This is a genomic window from Pseudomonas sp. RL (assembly GCF_000647775.1).
GTDB lineage: Bacteria > Pseudomonadota > Gammaproteobacteria > Pseudomonadales > Pseudomonadaceae > Serpens > Serpens flexibilis.
Genome location: NZ_JBOY01000080.1, coordinates 1 through 13,868, shown reverse-complemented (window position 1 = coordinate 13,868; position 13,868 = coordinate 1). Strand labels below are relative to the sequence as shown.

Here is a 13,868-nt window from a genome sequence, read left to right as displayed (position 1 = left end):
CGAACAGACCAACCTGCTGGCGCTCAACGCCGCCATCGAGGCGGCCCGCGCCGGTGAGCAGGGGCGTGGCTTCGCGGTGGTCGCCGACGAGGTGCGCAGCCTGGCGCAACGCACCCAGCAGTCCACGGCGGAAATCGAACAGATGATCGTCCGCCTGCGCGAAGGCGTGAACGCGGCCGTCGACGGCATGCACGCCAGCCATAGTCAGGCGGATGCCACCGCAGGCCACTCCGATGCAGTGCAGCAGGCCCTGGAGAACATCCTTGCCGCGGTCAGCGCCATCGTCGACCAGAACCAGCAGATTGCCGCCGCCGTCGAGCAACAGACTGCCGTGGCGCACGACATCGACCAGAACATCGTGCAGATCAGCCAGGCCGGCGAGCGCACCTCCGAAGGCGCGTCGCAGGCCGAACAGGCCAGCCGCGAACTGTCGGGTTCGGTGGCCCGGCTGCGGCAGCTGATCGGTACGTTCAAGGTCTGAACGGGCGAACCGTATGCGCGGGGTCGCCGCGTAGGGTGGGCAACGCCGCCCTACGCGGACCAGCCAAACAGCCGGCAGCTGTTGCGATAGCCGGCCTCGGCCAGTGCCTCGGGCTCTACGCCCATGAGCTTCGCCAGCTCCGTGCAGAGGGCCGGCAGGAATTCCGGGCTGTTGCGCTGCCCCGGATGACTGGCCGGGGCCATGTCCGGGGCATCAGTTTCCAGCACTACATCCTCCAGCGAAAGTTGCGCCAGCATTCGGTGCATACGCTTGGCCTGCGGCCAGGTGCCGGCGCCGCCCTGGCCCAGGTAGAAGCCCAGGCGGCGGTATTCCCGTGCTTCCTCGTAACTGCCACTGAAGGCATGCACGATGCCGCCGCGCGGCACCCGCAGGCGCTTGAGCATGGCGATCACGTCGGCGTGGGCGCGGCGCACATGCAGCAAAGCCGGCAACTCGAATTCGCGTGCCAGTTGCAGCTGGGCTTCGAACAGTGCCTGCTGGGCCGGCTTGTCCGGCTGTTCAAGGTAGTAGTCCAGGCCGATCTCGCCCACCGCGCAGAGTTTCTCGTGGCCGACATGCCGCGCCAGGCGCTCGCGCAGTTGCGTCAGATGCTCGGGGCGATGCCGGTCGAGGAAGCAGGGGTGCAGGCCGAAGCTGGCGTACAGTCCGTCCTCGGCGCAGGCCAGCGACCACAACCTGTCCCAGTGATCCTCGCTGACGCCGATCAGCACCTGGCGCTGGACGCCGATTGCCCGGCTGCGCGCCAGCACGGCGGCGCGGTCGGCGTCAAACTCGGGAAAATCCAGGTGGTTGTGGGTGTCGATATAGCGCATGGCGCACAGGATAGCGCGCACGGGCGCGCGCCGGGAGGCAGCGCTCCGCGTCGCGCCTTGCCGTGACTCGGGCAGGGCGCCAGAATGCCGCAACCGTCGCGGCCGCTGCCGCTCCTGCAAGGATTCCCGATGTCTGATTTCGCCGCCCTGCTGCGCCTGTCCCCCGAAGCCCTGACCCGACCCTGTGATCCCAAGCAATTCCGCTTCGCCAGTACCGATGAACTGGAGCCGTTTCGCGGCGTGCTGGGGCAGGAGCGGGCGGTGGAGGCGCTGCAGTTCGGCGTGGCCATGCCGCGGCCGGGCTACAACCTGTTCGTCATGGGGGAGCCGGGCACCGGGCGTTTCTCCTTCGTGCAGCGCTATCTGAAGGCCGAGGCCAAACGCCTGCAGGCGCCGGCGGACTGGGTCTATGTGAACAATTTCGATGAGCCGCGCGAGCCGCGCGTGCTCGAGCTGCCCGCCGGCACGGCGGCGGCGTTCATCGCCGACCTGGAAGCGCTGATCGATAACCTGCTGGCCACTTTCCCGGCGGTGTTCGAACAGCCCAGCTATCAGCAGAAGAAGAGCGCCATCGACCGTGCCTTCAACCAGCGCTATGACCAGGCCCTGGACATCATCGAGAAGTTGGCGCTGGAGCGGGGCATCGCTCTGTACCGGGATAGCGCCAACGTCGCCTTCACGCCGATGAAGGATGGCAAGGCGCTGGACGAGGCGGAGTTCGCCCAACTGCCGGAGGCCGAGCGCGAGCGCTTCCACAGCGACATCAGTCACCTGGAAGAGCGGCTCAACGAGGAGCTTTCCAGCCTGCCGCAATGGAAGCGCGAAAGCAGTAACCGACTGCGCCAGCTCAACGAGGAAACCATCACCCTGGCCTTGCAGCCGCTGCTGGCGCCGCTGTCGGAGAAGTACGCGGAAAACGCCGGGGTCGGCGCCTACCTGCAGGCCATGCAGGTCAACCTGCTGCGCACCGTGCTGGAAACCCTGGTGGACGAGAGCCGCACCGACGTGCAGAAGCGCAACGACCTGCAGGAGCTGTATGCCCCCGGGCTGGTGGTCGCCCAGCCGCTGGACGGCGGCGCGCCGGTGGTGTTCGAGCCGCACCCGACCTACGACAACCTGTTCGGGCGCATCGAGTACAGCACGGACCAGGGTGCCCTCTATACCAGCTACCGGCAGTTGCGCCCCGGCGCGCTGCATCGGGCCAACGGCGGCTACCTGATCGTCGAGGCCGAGAAGCTGCTCGGCGAGCCCTTCGTCTGGGACGGCCTCAAGCGCGCCCTGCAGTCGCGCAAGCTGAAGATGGAGTCGCCCCTGGCAGAACTGGGCCGGCTGGCCACCGTGACCCTGACCCCGGAGGTGATCCCGCTGCAGGTCAAAGTGGTGATCATCGGTTCGCGCCAGGTGTATTACGCACTGCAGGACCTGGACCCGGACTTCCAGGAGCTGTTCCGCGTGCTGGTGGACTTCGACGAAGAAATCCCGCTGGCCGAGGACAGCCTCGAACAGTTCGCCCAGTTGATCAAGACGCGCACCTCGGAAGAAGGCCTGGCGCCGCTCACCGCCGCCGCCGTGGCCCGCCTGGCCACCTACAGCGCGCGCCTGGCGGAGCACCAGGGCCGCCTGAGCGCCCGTATCGGCGATCTGTTCCAACTGCTCAGCGAGGCCGATTTCCTGCGCCAGCTGGCCGGCGATGCGCTGACCGATGCGGCGCACCTGGAGCGCGCGCTGCAGGCCAAGGAGCGCCGCACCGGGCGTGTGTCGGCGCGCCTGCTGGACGACATGCTGGCCGGCATCATCCTGATCGATACCGAGGGCGCGGCCATCGGCCGCTGCAACGGTCTGACCGTGCTGGAGGTCGGCGATTCGGCGTTCGGCCTGCCGGCGCGTATTTCCGCCACCGTCTATCCGGGCGGCTCGGGCATCGTCGACATCGAGCGTGAAGTCAACCTTGGCCAGCCTATCCACTCTAAGGGGGTGATGATCCTCACCGGCTACCTCGGCAGCCGCTACGCCCAGGAATTCCCGCTGGAGATCTCCGCCAGCATCGCCCTTGAGCAGAGCTATGGCTACGTGGACGGCGACAGTGCCTCGCTGGGCGAGGTCTGCGCACTGATCTCCGCGCTGTCGCGCACGCCGCTCAAGCAGGGCTTCGCCATCACCGGTTCGATCAACCAGTTTGGCGAGGTGCAGGCGGTGGGCGGCGTCAACGAGAAGATCGAAGGCTTCTTCCGCCTCTGCGAAGCGCGCGGGCTGAGCGGCGAACAGGGAGCTATCATTCCCTATGCCAACATCAGCAACCTGATGCTGGATGAGCGAGTGCTGCAGGCGGTGCGCGAAGGCCGCTTCAACATCTATGCGGTGCGCCATGTGGACGAGGCGCTGAGCCTGCTGGTCGGCGAGCCGGCCGGCGCGCCCGATGCGCAGGGCGAGTTTCCCGCTGGCAGCGTAAACGCCCGTGTAGTGGAACGGCTGCGCGAGATCGCCGAAGTGGAGCTGGACGAAGAGGAACGCAAGGCGGTCCATGAGGCCGCCAAGGTGCCGGCCTCCAGCTGAAACTGGTCAGTCGCTGAGCGATGTGTGTGCCAGTCAGGCGTGACGGCGGCTGACAGAGGGTTTTCAGCGCTCGCCCACAGACTTATCCACATATTTTGAGGATAACTCCCAGCTGTGCCCGGACTGCTCCGGGCTGGGAACAGCCCCCCCTGGGAGAAGAGTCATGTCGCATCACATCTGCCTGGTCCGGGAATACCTGGGCATGAGCATGCGCATCGAGGCCCGCATCCATGCGCTGGCCGGTGGCAACGGACGCTGGACGCTGCTGTGCGCGGCCGGGCTGAGCGGGGCGCAGCCCACGGAGATCAAAGTGCAGGGTCCGTTCCTGGGCGCCGGCGAGGCCGCCCGGGTGCTGGCGGCAATCGTCGACAACCTGCGCGAGCAGGGTTATCGGGAAGTGGCCGACCAACCCATTTGGCGGCTGCACATGCAGGCTCGTCTGCGTCAGCTGAACGGCCAGCCGCAACGCCGTGCCTGGCCCTGACCCTGCGTTGGAGCTTTTCTGCGCAATCTGTCCGCAGATGCCGCGCGGCGGGTCCCGGCGGGTCCTGTGAACAGGTCTTTCCACCGACTTATCAACAGCTTGCGTGGATAACCCGCGCATTTTCCGCGTTCCAGCTGACCGGTATACTGCGCGCCCTCCTGGTTGCGTATGCGAGATCCCCATCGTGAAATCCCTGGAATCCTTTCTGGAAAATCTCCTGTATGCCTCGCGCTGGCTGCTGGCGCCCATCTACCTGGGCCTGTCCCTGGCACTGCTGGCGCTGTCGCTGAAATTCTTCCAGGAGCTGTACCACCTGCTGCCCCATGTGTTCGAACGCACCGAGGCCGACCTGATCCTGGTGCTGCTGTCGCTGATCGATATGGCACTGGTCGGTGGCCTGCTGGTGATGGTGATGATCTCCGGCTTCGAGAATTTCGTTTCCCAGCTGAACATCAAGGCCGGCACCGAGAAACTGGACTGGCTGGGCAAGATGGATTCCGGCTCCCTGAAGATGAAGGTGGCCGCCAGCATCGTGGCGATTTCCTCGATCCATCTGCTGCGCATGTTCATGAACGCGCAGCAGATCGAGAACGACAAGCTCATGTGGTACGTGATCATGCACATGACGTTCGTGGTCTCTGCCTTCGCCATGGGCATGATGGAGAAAGGCAAGGGCGGCGCGCAGGAGCTGTGAGCGCGGAGGGCATCCGTCCGAAAGCGCGCGGAACGCCTTGCCGGCAGGGGAGGCTGGGCAAGACTGAGGGTTGAGCCCGCAGCGAGGTATGCCCGATGAACCTGCATGAACTGACTGCCCGCGCCCGTGCCGGACAGATCGAAGGCGCCAACCTTGTCTGTCTCGAAGGCGGTGCCTACCTGATCGAGGCCCGGGTCGGTTCCCGTCTGCTGCCCTTGCTGGACGCGGAAGGGCAACTGCTCAAGGTGCTGTCCCTTGAGCAGGCCCGCGACCTGCTCAAGGGCGTGCCCATGACGCTGGAGCTCGAGCAGGCCGATGCCAGCGAGGAAATGTGCGGTCTGCGCGAAACGCCGCTGCGCAACCACCCGGCCGGTTGAGGCACGCATCCTGTAGGAGGCGCTTCAGCGGTGACCGGCTTTCCGTCACTCGCTTCCTGCTGTGGTAGTCTGGCCGCCCTTTTTTTGCCTGGCGGGAGCCCGACCATGTCCCAACTCGACCTTTCCACCGACGAAGCCCGTGTCAGCTACGGCATCGGCCGCCAGATCGGTGAACAACTGCACGACAACCCGCCCCCCGGCGCTAGCCTGGACGCCATCGTCGCCGGCCTGCGCGATGCCTTTGCCGGCAACGCCAGCCAGGTCAGCCCCGAGGACCTGAACGCCAGCTTCCAGGTGATCCGCGAGCGCATGCAGGCCGCCGCCGATGCCAAGGCCGCCGCCGCCGCCGAAGCTGGCAAGAGCTATCTGGCCGAGAATGCCAAGCGTGAAGGCGTGACCGTGCTGGAATCCGGCCTGCAATACGAAGTGCTGGTTGCCGGCGAAGGCGCCAAGCCGTCCCGCAACGACCAGGTGCGTACCCACTACCACGGCACCCTGATTGACGGCACCGTGTTCGACAGCTCCTACGAGCGTGGCCAGCCGGCCGAATTCCCGGTCGGCGGCGTGATTGCCGGCTGGATCGAAGCCCTGCAACTGATGAACACCGGCAGCAAGTGGCGCCTGCACGTGCCCAGCGAACTGGCCTACGGCGGCCAGGCCGTCGGCAGCATCCCGCCGCACAGCGTGTTGGTGTTCGACGTTGAGCTGCTGGACATCCTGTAAGCCAAAACGATCTCGGTGGGGCTGGCCCCGCCGTTTCGTAGGGTGGTCAACGCTTGCGTTGGCCGCCACAGCTTCCCCGCGGTGGCCTACGGTGCCCGGTAAGGCGCCGACCGCCCTGCGCTGCTGTCAGCGGAGTCGAGTTCAGCGCCTCGCCACCGCCGGCAAATCCCCGATGGCCTGATAAACTCCGCTTCCCAATCGACATTCAGGGGGCGTGGCCATGCCGACCTTCGGCCACATGCGCGAAATCGTTACCACGGACCATGCCGCGCTGCTGGCGCTCTGGCTGCGCACACCCGGCATTCAGGTGCGCGACGAGGATGCCTACGCGCCGTTCTGCGCCTACCTGGCGCGCAATCCCGGGTTGAGTCTGCTGATCGAGGCCGATGGCCAGCCGATCGCCTGCCTGATGGCCGGGCACGACGGCCGGCGCGGCTACCTTCAGCACCTGCTGGTCGACGAAGCCTGGCGCGGGCGCGGCCTGGCCACCCGGCTGCTGGACGAGGCGCTGCGCCGCCTGGCCGTGCTCGGCATCCACAAGTCCCATGTCTTCGTGCTGCGCGACGCGCCCGACGCGCTGGCCTTCTGGCGCGGGCGTGGCGGTTGGGGCGAGCGGCAGGACATCGAAGTGTTTTCCACGCGGGCGGTCGGCGCATGATCGCCGCCGAGCTGCTGGCCTCGGGCACTCTGCTGCTGGGCTGGGCGCTCTACCTGCCCGTGTTGCTCTGGGCCGCCGCTCGCGCGCCCTGGATCGAACTGTTCAGCGACCTGCGCCGCCAGCACTTGCTGTTTGGCACGGTGGTGGTGCTGTTCCTGCTCTGGCTGGTGCGCCGCGATTTCGCCTCCGGGCTGTCGATGCACTTCATCGGCATGACCGCCGTCACCCTGCTGCTGGACTGGCCGCTGGCGATCCTCGCCGGGCTTCTGGCGCAGCTGGGGCTGATCGCGGTGGGCCGACCGGATTTGGCCTCGCTGGGCATCAACGGCATCCTGCTGGTGCTCATCCCCGTCGCCATCACCGAGGCCTGCGCCAACCTGGTGGAGCGCTTTCAGCCGAACAACCTGTTCGTCTACATCTTCTGCTCGGGCTTTTTTCCGGCGGCGCTCACGGCGATTGCCTGCGTATTCGCCGGCCTGGGGCTGCTGCTGCTCGACGGTCGCTACGAGATGCCGCCCTGGCTGGAGGATTTCGCCGGCTACCTGTGGCTGCTGGCGTTTCCCGAGGCCTTCATCAACGGCATGGTGATCGCCGGGCTGGTGGTGTTCTGCCCGGACTGGCTGGAAACCTTCAACCGCAGCCGCTATTTGTCGGCGCCATGGAAGGACGAGGACAGGTAGCAGCCCTATAGGTTCATGGCGCAGCAGCGTAGGGCGGTTGGCGCCTTTTCGGCCGCGTCGGCCACGGCGCGGTTGCCCTGGTGGACAAGAAAGACGTTGTCCACCCTACGAATGCTTGTCCAGGTCCTCGGAGAACAGTTCGTCGTTCAGCGGGTCGCCGGGGATGGCGTGTTCTTCCGCCGCCCAGGCGCCGAGGTCGATCAGTTTGCAGCGCTCCGAGCAGAACGGCCGAGTCGGCGTCGCCGGGGTCCATTCCACCGGGGCGCCGCAGGTCGGGCATTTGACGATCAAAGGTTTGTGCATTGGGGCTGGCCTCCACGCAGGGTCAGGTAAAAGCGGTGCAGGCGTTCGACTTCCTGTTGCAGCCAGGCCAGGTCGCGGTCATTGACGATCACGTCGTCGGCCTTGGCCAGGCGTTCCTCGCGGCTGGCCTGGGCAGCCATGATGGCGCGTACCTGCGCCTCGTCGTTGCCGTCGCGCGAGACGGTGCGGCTGATCTGCACGGCCTCGGGCACGTCGATCACCAGCACGCGCTGGCAGAGTTGGGATTGGCCGGACTCGATCAGCAGCGGTGATTCGAGGATCGCATAGGGCGAGGTGGCGCGGGCCAGCACCTCGATGATTTCCTGGCGAATCAGCGGATGCAGCAGGCGTTCCAGCCAGCGGCGCTCCCCGGCGTCCTGGAAGATGCGCGCGCGCAGCGCGGCGCGGTCCAGGCTGCCGTCGGCCTGCAGGATGTCCGCTCCGAAATGTTCGGCGATCTGCGCCAGCGCCGGGCGGCCGGGCTCCACCACCCAGCGCGCGGCCTGGTCGGCGTTCACCAGGTCGATGCCCAGCTGGATGAAATGGGCGGCGGCGGCGCTCTTGCCGCTGCCGATGCCGCCGGTCAGGCCGAGAATCCAGGGCTTCATGGAAGGCTCCGCATCAGTCTTCGGGATGGTCGCGCAGGAACACCAGCTTGTCGGCGCCGGATTGCTCCGCGCTGAAGCGATAACCCTGGTAATCGAAAGCCTTGAGGCGCTCGGGATCAACGATGCGCTCCCTGATCACATAGCGCGCCATCAGGCCGCGCGCCTTCTTGGCGTAGAAGCTGATGATCTTGTACTGGCCGTTCTTCAGGTCCTTGAACTCGGTGTCGATCACCCGTGCCTTGAGCGCCTTGCGCTGCACGGCGCCGAAGTATTCGTTGGAGGCCAGGTTGAGCAGCACCTTGTCGCCCTGGGCGGCCAGCGCTTCGTTCAGCCAGCCGCTGATGCGCTCGCCCCAGAAGGCATATAGGTCCTTGCCGCGGGCGTTGGCCAGCCGGGTACCCATCTCCAGCCGATAGGGCTGCATCAGGTCCAGCGGTCGCAGCACGCCGTACAGGCCGGAGAGCATGCGCAGGTGGTCCTGGGCGAAGGCGAAATCCTCTTCGCTGAAGTCCTCGGCGTTCAGGCCGGTGTACACATCGCCCTTGAAGGCTAGCAGCGCCTGCTTGGCGTTCGCCGGGGTGAAGTCCGGCTGCCAGCTGCCGAAGCGCGCGACGTTGAGCGCGGCCAGCTTGTCGGACAGGTGCATCAGCTCGGCGATCTGCTGCGGAGAGTACTCGCGCAGCTGCTTGATCAGCACCTGACTGTGGTCCAGGTGCTCGGGCAGCGTGTAGCGCTCGGTTGCCGGCGGCGTGTCGTAATCGAGGGTCTTGGCGGGGGATATCACCAGCAGCATGGGCAGGTCTCCGGAAACGTTGCGGGCGATTGTAGGGAGCATCGGGTCACGACTCCACCTATCGGCACCATTGGCGGGCAGGCCGGACACGGAACTGTCATCCGCGCCGGTGACTATCGACAGCGGCCCGTCTCTTGCTTGACCAGCGGGCAGGTCCGGCGGGAACGAGCAGGACGCGGGACTATCCTTTCCCTGGGCAAGCAGGACGGCGACTGCCGCCTGTCCCCGTCAGCAAAGGTGATTGCCAATGGATGACCACGCGAAACCGATCCTCTATGTCCTCGACACCAACGTGCTGATCCACGACCCCAATGCGCTGCTGAATTTCCAGGAGCATCAGGTCGCCATCCCCATGACGGTGCTGGAGGAGCTGGATCGCCTGAAAACGGGCAAGCACAGCACGGCGGCCGAATGCCGACAGGCGATTCGCCTGATCGACCGGACGCTGGGCGAGGCCACGCCCGAGCAGGTAGAGAACGGAGTGCCGATCCAGCGTGGCAAGAGCGGGCCACGGGGCAGCCTGTCGATCCTGATGAATCGCCCCGGCGCACAGGAAAGCCCGCTGCCGGAAACCATCAATGACAACCGCATCATCAACCAGCTCCTCGACCTGGGTCGGCGCAAGCCGGAGCGGGACGTGGTACTGGTCAGCAAGGACATCAACATGCGCCTCAAGGCGCGCGCCTGCGGCATCGCCGCCGAGGACTACCAGACCGACCAGCTGGTGGACGATGTCAGCCTGCTGTCGCGCGGCTATCACACCCTTTCCGGCTCATTCTGGGAGCGGGTCGGCAAGGTGGAAACCCGCCAGGAGCTGGGCCGCACCTGGCACCGGGTGCGGCTGACCGGCAACCTGCCGGCGGTGAACCTCAACGAATTCATCCTCGACGAGCAGGGCTTCGTCGGCTGGATCAAGCACATCGACGGCGACGAGCTGCTGATCCTCGATCTGTACCAGGACAAGCTGCTCGGCCTGGAAGCCTGGGGCCTGCGGCCGCGCGACATCTACCAGGCGCTGGCGCTCTATGCGCTGCTCGATCCGGACATTCACCTGGTCAACCTGTCCGGGGCCGCCGGTTCCGGCAAGACCATCCTGGCGCTGGCCGCGGCCATCGAACAGACCATGGTCAGCAAGCGCTACCGGCGCATCATCGTCACGCGCAGCGTGCAGGGGCTGGACGAGGACATCGGCTTTCTGCCCGGCACCGAGGCGGAGAAGATGGAGCCCTGGCTGGGCGCCATCACCGACAACCTGGAGGCCCTGCACATGGAGGACGAAAGCACGCCGGGCAGTGTCGACTACCTGCTGCAGCGCGTGCCGCTGCAGTTCAAGTCGCTCAACTACATCCGTGGGCGCAGCTTCCAGCAGAGCCTGTTGCTGATCGACGAGTGCCAGAACCTCACGCCGCACCAGATGAAGACCATCATCACCCGCGCCGGCAGCGGCACCAAGGTGGTATGCCTGGGCAACCTGGCGCAGATCGACACGCCATACCTGTCGGCCACCAGCTCCGGGCTCACCTACCTGACCGAGCGCTTCAAGGACTTCGCCCATGGCGTGCACATCACCCTGCAGGGCGTGCCGCGCTCGGTGCTGGCCGAGTACGCGGAGGCGAACATGTAGGGTGGATCGCGCTTTACCGCTCCACCGACGCTCCGCCGAGGCGCGCCGTGCCGGCGCGATGGTGGACAAGGAAAACGTTGTCCACCCTACGGACTGGCCGAACATGCATGTATTCGTAGGGTGGATCGCGCTTTACCGATCCACCAACGCGCCGCAAGGCGCGCCTGGTGGCTTAGCGAAGCTTGACCAGACGCAAGCCCACCACCGGGGTGGCGGGTAGAATGGCCCCTCGTTCCGAGGAGAATGCGATGAGCCTGACCCATCTCGATAATCAGGGCCATGCCCGCATGGTGGATGTCACCGACAAGGCGGTGACCTTCCGCGAGGCAGTGGCCGAGGCGCGGGTGCGCATGCGTCCCGCGACCCTGGCGCTGATCCAGCAGGGCGGCCACCCCAAGGGTGATGTGTTCGCCGTGGCGCGCATCGCCGGCATCCAGGCGGCCAAGAAGACCCACGAACTGATCCCGCTGTGCCACCCGCTGCTGCTCACCGGCGTGAAGGTGGAGCTGGCGGCCGAGGGCGAGGACTGCGTGCGCATCGAGGCGCGCTGCAAGCTGGCCGGGCAGACCGGCGTGGAGATGGAGGCGCTGACCGCCGCCAGCATCGCCGCGCTGACGATCTACGACATGTGCAAGGCCGTCGACAAGGACATGACCATCGAACAGGTGCGCCTGCTGGAGAAGGCCGGCGGCAAGAGCGGCCATTACCGGCGCGCGACGGAGGACACCCCATGATTCGCCTGCAGTATTTCGCCCGTTATCGCGAGGCGCTGGGCACCGATGGCGAGCAACTGGACTGGCAGGACGGCTTCGCCACCCTCGCCGCGCTGCGCGACCACCTGCTCGCGCGCGGCGGCGCCTGGGCGGTGCTGGCCGAGCGCAACCTGATGTGCGCGCGCAACCAGGAGCTGTGCGGGCTCGACGAACCCCTGGAGGACGGCGACGAGGTGGCCTTCTTCCCCACGGTCACCGGAGGTTGAGATGAGCGTTCGCGTGCAGACTGCATCTTTCGATCCGGGTGCCGAGCTCAACGCGCTGCATGCCGCCCAGCTGGGCATCGGCGCGGTAGTCGGCTTCGTCGGCTATGTGCGGGACTACAACGACGGCCAGGACGTGGCCGGCATGTACCTGGAGCATTACCCGGGGATGACCGAGAAGGCGCTGGCGAAGATCGTCACCGAGGCCGAGGCGCGCTGGCCGCTGCTGCAGGTCGAGGTGCTGCACCGGGTCGGCGCGCTGACCCCGGGCGAGCCGATCGTCTTCGTCGGCACAGCCAGCGCGCATCGGCAGGCGGCGTTCGCCGCCTGCGACTTCATCATGGATTACCTGAAGACCCGCGCGCCGTTCTGGAAGCGCGAGGACACCGCCGAAGGCGCCCGCTGGGTCGAGGGCCGCGACAGCGACCAGCAGGCCGCCGCGCGCTGGGATCAGTAGAGGACGGTGTAGAGCTTGAGCAGCACGGTGGACAGGGTGACCACGATGCCCATGGCCATCAGGCAGACGCCGACCAGATGGTCACGAAAATTGAAGCCGAAACCCAGCAGCAGGAAGCCGGTGACGATCAACAACAACATCCAATGAAGGCTTTCCACGAGAATTCTCCGGCAATCGATAGCCGCGCAATGATATCTCACCCGCCGACCGACGGTCTGACCTGCATCAACGCGGCAGCAGGACAGGGCGGGCCGGAGGTCGGCAGCCCTGTCGGCGGAGCTCAGTGCTTGCGCGGCACCGGCTTGAGCAGCTCGTCCGGTGGCATTTCGCACTGGATCTTGCGGCCGATCAGCGCCTCGATGGGCGGCAGGGCGAAGGCGTCGTCCTCGCCGGCGAAGCTGATCGAAGTGCCGCTGGCACCGGCGCGGCCGGTGCGGCCGATACGGTGCACGTAGTCGTCCGGCACTTCCGGCAGGGTGAAGTTGATCACGTGGCTGATGCCGTCGATGTGGATGCCACGGCCGGCCACGTCGGTGGCCACCAGCACGCGGATCTTGCCCTCGCGGAAGCCCTCCAGGACCTTGATGCGCTTGTGCTGCGGCACGTCGCCGGACATTTGCGCGGCGCTCACGCCGTCGCGGGTCAGGCGTTCCTCGATGCGGCGCACCTCGTCCTTGCGGTTGGCGAACACCATCACCCGGCTCCAGTCGTTCTGGGTGACCAGGTTGTAGAGCAGCTTGTACTTGTCCTTGCTGGCCACGGCGTAGACGTGCTGTTCGACGGTCTCGCTGGCCACGTTTTCCGGCTCGATCTCGACGATGGCCGGATCTACAGTCCACTGGCTGGCCAGGTTCATCACGTCGTCGGTGAAGGTGGCGGAGAACAGCAGGGTCTGGCGCTCGCCCTTGAACGGCGTCTGGCGAATGATCTGCCGTACCTGGGGAATGAAGCCCATGTCCAGCATGCGGTCGGCTTCGTCGAGCACCATGACCTCGACCATGTCCAGGTGCACCTCGCCGCGCTGGTGGAAGTCCAGCAGGCGGCCGGGGGTGGCTACCAGGATGTCGCAGAAGCGCTTCTCCAGGCCCTTGAGCTGTTTGTCGAAGTCCATGCCGCCGACGAAGCTCATCACGTTCAGGCCGGTGTACTTGGTCAGGTCCTCGGCGTCCTTGGCGATCTGCACCACCAGCTCGCGGGTCGGCGCAATGATCAGCGCGCGCGGTTCGCCCATGTAGCGCTCTTTCGGCGGCGGGGTCTGCAGCAGCTGGGTGATGGTGGACACCAGGAACGCGGCAGTCTTGCCGGTGCCGGTCTGGGCGCGGCCGATAGCATCCTTGCCCTTGAGGGTGTGACCCAGCACCTGCGCCTGGATCGGCGTGCAGTAGGTGAATCCCAGATCATGGATGGCATGCATCAGTTCCGGGGCCAGCGGGAAGTCATGGAAGCGGGTCTTGCCTTCGACCGGCTCGACCTTGAAGTCCTCCAGGTTCCAGGACGCGACGGGCGCCTTGGGCTTGCGTGGCGGACGCTCGCGGCGGGGCTTGTCGGCTTCCGGCGCTTGCGGCTTGGGCTGTTCGCTCCTGGCGGCGCGCGGCGGGCGGCTGGTGCGGGTGTCGTCCTTGCG

At 66.4% G+C, this 13,868-nt stretch carries 18 protein-coding genes; 12 read left to right on the top strand and 6 right to left on the bottom strand.

Annotated features, from left to right (window positions below):
• The coding region (locus AS93_RS0113275) for a methyl-accepting chemotaxis protein (RefSeq protein WP_027591067.1) at window positions 1-481 on the top strand (481 nt) is incomplete at its 5' end.
• Between the two features lie 50 nt (window positions 482-531).
• Here the strand turns inward: AS93_RS0113275 and AS93_RS0113270 are convergent.
• Window positions 532-1,314 carry a TatD family hydrolase gene (locus tag AS93_RS0113270; protein ID WP_027591066.1) on the bottom strand — a complete coding sequence of 261 codons (783 nt, stop codon included), beginning with the start codon at window positions 1,312-1,314 and terminating at the stop codon, window positions 532-534.
• Window positions 1,315-1,443: 129 nt separating this feature from the next.
• Between AS93_RS0113270 and AS93_RS0113265 the strand changes: the two genes are divergently transcribed.
• The 7 genes from AS93_RS0113265 to AS93_RS0113235 all read left to right on the top strand — a co-directional run bounded on the left by AS93_RS0113265 (window position 1,444) and on the right by AS93_RS0113235 (window position 7,483).
• On the top strand, window positions 1,444-3,867 hold the full coding sequence (locus AS93_RS0113265; protein WP_027591065.1) for an ATP-binding protein: 2,424 nt from the start codon (window positions 1,444-1,446) through the stop codon (window positions 3,865-3,867).
• A gap of 163 nt (window positions 3,868-4,030) precedes the next feature.
• Window positions 4,031-4,351 (top strand): hypothetical protein, encoded by a 321-nt coding sequence (locus AS93_RS0113260; RefSeq protein ID WP_027591064.1) that lies wholly within the window; start codon window positions 4,031-4,033, stop codon window positions 4,349-4,351.
• 193 nt (window positions 4,352-4,544) lie between these two features.
• Entirely contained in the window at window positions 4,545-5,045 is a 501-nt protein-coding gene (locus AS93_RS0113255; RefSeq protein WP_027591063.1) for a TIGR00645 family protein, read from the top strand.
• Between the two features lie 95 nt (window positions 5,046-5,140).
• Entirely contained in the window at window positions 5,141-5,422 is a 282-nt protein-coding gene (locus AS93_RS0113250; protein ID WP_027591062.1) for a DUF6482 family protein, read from the top strand.
• Between the two features lie 105 nt (window positions 5,423-5,527).
• Complete coding sequence (locus tag AS93_RS0113245; protein WP_027591061.1) at window positions 5,528-6,145, top strand: FKBP-type peptidyl-prolyl cis-trans isomerase; 618 nt, start codon at window positions 5,528-5,530, stop codon at window positions 6,143-6,145.
• 220 nt (window positions 6,146-6,365) lie between these two features.
• Window positions 6,366-6,803, top strand: a complete 438-nt coding sequence (locus AS93_RS0113240) for a GNAT family N-acetyltransferase (RefSeq protein ID WP_027591060.1) — start codon at window positions 6,366-6,368, stop codon at window positions 6,801-6,803.
• Window positions 6,800-7,483: an energy-coupling factor ABC transporter permease gene (locus AS93_RS0113235; protein ID WP_027591059.1), complete on the top strand. Its 684-nt coding sequence runs from the start codon at window positions 6,800-6,802 to the stop codon at window positions 7,481-7,483. Before AS93_RS0113240 ends, AS93_RS0113235 begins: the two co-directional genes overlap by 4 nt.
• Window positions 7,484-7,588: 105 nt before the next feature.
• Here the strand turns inward: AS93_RS0113235 and yacG are convergent, their stop codons facing one another.
• Genes yacG through yaaA form a run of 3 tightly spaced genes read right to left on the bottom strand, consistent with a single transcriptional unit; the run spans window position 7,589 to window position 9,187 of the window.
• A complete protein-coding gene (gene yacG, locus AS93_RS0113230) occupies window positions 7,589-7,786 on the bottom strand; it encodes a DNA gyrase inhibitor YacG (RefSeq protein ID WP_027591058.1) in 198 nt (65 codons plus the stop codon).
• Entirely contained in the window at window positions 7,771-8,394 is a 624-nt protein-coding gene (gene coaE / locus AS93_RS0113225) for a dephospho-CoA kinase (protein WP_027591057.1), read from the bottom strand. Before coaE ends, yacG begins: the two co-directional genes overlap by 16 nt.
• A 13-nt stretch (window positions 8,395-8,407) precedes the next feature.
• Window positions 8,408-9,187 (bottom strand): peroxide stress protein YaaA, encoded by a 780-nt coding sequence (yaaA, locus tag AS93_RS0113220; RefSeq protein ID WP_027591056.1) that lies wholly within the window; start codon window positions 9,185-9,187, stop codon window positions 8,408-8,410.
• Window positions 9,188-9,434: 247 nt separating this feature from the next.
• Between yaaA and AS93_RS0113215 the strand changes: the two genes are divergently transcribed.
• The 4 genes from AS93_RS0113215 to moaE all read left to right on the top strand — a co-directional run bounded on the left by AS93_RS0113215 (window position 9,435) and on the right by moaE (window position 12,244).
• The gene (locus AS93_RS0113215; protein ID WP_027591055.1) at window positions 9,435-10,811 is read left to right on the top strand and encodes a PhoH family protein; all 1,377 of its coding nucleotides are present in this window, start codon (window positions 9,435-9,437) and stop codon (window positions 10,809-10,811) included.
• Between the two features lie 248 nt (window positions 10,812-11,059).
• Entirely contained in the window at window positions 11,060-11,545 is a 486-nt protein-coding gene (gene moaC, locus AS93_RS0113210; RefSeq protein WP_037009268.1) for a cyclic pyranopterin monophosphate synthase MoaC, read from the top strand.
• Window positions 11,542-11,790: a molybdopterin converting factor subunit 1 gene (gene moaD / locus AS93_RS0113205; protein ID WP_027591053.1), complete on the top strand. Its 249-nt coding sequence runs from the start codon at window positions 11,542-11,544 to the stop codon at window positions 11,788-11,790. Before moaC ends, moaD begins: the two co-directional genes overlap by 4 nt.
• Before the next feature lies 1 nt (window position 11,791).
• Window positions 11,792-12,244, top strand: a complete 453-nt coding sequence (moaE, locus tag AS93_RS0113200) for a molybdopterin synthase catalytic subunit MoaE (protein ID WP_027591052.1) — start codon at window positions 11,792-11,794, stop codon at window positions 12,242-12,244.
• Here the strand turns inward: moaE and AS93_RS20955 are convergent.
• Together AS93_RS20955 and rhlB are read right to left on the bottom strand one after the other, a co-directional pair.
• A complete protein-coding gene (locus tag AS93_RS20955; RefSeq protein ID WP_169745293.1) occupies window positions 12,238-12,402 on the bottom strand; it encodes a hypothetical protein in 165 nt (54 codons plus the stop codon). The genes moaE and AS93_RS20955 overlap by 7 nt on opposite strands.
• 122 nt (window positions 12,403-12,524) lie before the next feature.
• On the bottom strand, window positions 12,525-13,868 hold a 1,344-nt coding region (gene rhlB, locus AS93_RS0113190; protein WP_027591051.1), incomplete at its 5' end, for an ATP-dependent RNA helicase RhlB.

Excerpts from the sequence above, each read along its gene's own strand:
- AS93_RS0113240 (WP_027591060.1), top strand. The coding sequence starts at position 6,366 with ATGCCGACCTTCGGCCACATGCGCGAAATCGTTACCACGGACCATGCC.
- yacG (WP_027591058.1), bottom strand. The coding sequence starts at position 7,786 with ATGCACAAACCTTTGATCGTCAAATGCCCGACCTGCGGCGCCCCGGTG.
- AS93_RS0113265 (WP_027591065.1), top strand. The coding sequence starts at position 1,444 with ATGTCTGATTTCGCCGCCCTGCTGCGCCTGTCCCCCGAAGCCCTGACC.
- AS93_RS0113260 (WP_027591064.1), top strand. The coding sequence starts at position 4,031 with ATGTCGCATCACATCTGCCTGGTCCGGGAATACCTGGGCATGAGCATG.
- yaaA (WP_027591056.1), bottom strand. The coding sequence starts at position 9,187 with ATGCTGCTGGTGATATCCCCCGCCAAGACCCTCGATTACGACACGCCG.
- AS93_RS0113245 (WP_027591061.1), top strand. The coding sequence starts at position 5,528 with ATGTCCCAACTCGACCTTTCCACCGACGAAGCCCGTGTCAGCTACGGC.
- AS93_RS0113235 (WP_027591059.1), top strand. The coding sequence starts at position 6,800 with ATGATCGCCGCCGAGCTGCTGGCCTCGGGCACTCTGCTGCTGGGCTGG.
- coaE (WP_027591057.1), bottom strand. The coding sequence starts at position 8,394 with ATGAAGCCCTGGATTCTCGGCCTGACCGGCGGCATCGGCAGCGGCAAG.
- moaE (WP_027591052.1), top strand. The coding sequence starts at position 11,792 with ATGAGCGTTCGCGTGCAGACTGCATCTTTCGATCCGGGTGCCGAGCTC.
- moaC (WP_037009268.1), top strand. The coding sequence starts at position 11,060 with ATGAGCCTGACCCATCTCGATAATCAGGGCCATGCCCGCATGGTGGAT.
- moaD (WP_027591053.1), top strand. The coding sequence starts at position 11,542 with ATGATTCGCCTGCAGTATTTCGCCCGTTATCGCGAGGCGCTGGGCACC.
- AS93_RS0113270 (WP_027591066.1), bottom strand. The coding sequence starts at position 1,314 with ATGCGCTATATCGACACCCACAACCACCTGGATTTTCCCGAGTTTGAC.
- AS93_RS0113250 (WP_027591062.1), top strand. The coding sequence starts at position 5,141 with ATGAACCTGCATGAACTGACTGCCCGCGCCCGTGCCGGACAGATCGAA.
- AS93_RS0113215 (WP_027591055.1), top strand. The coding sequence starts at position 9,435 with ATGGATGACCACGCGAAACCGATCCTCTATGTCCTCGACACCAACGTG.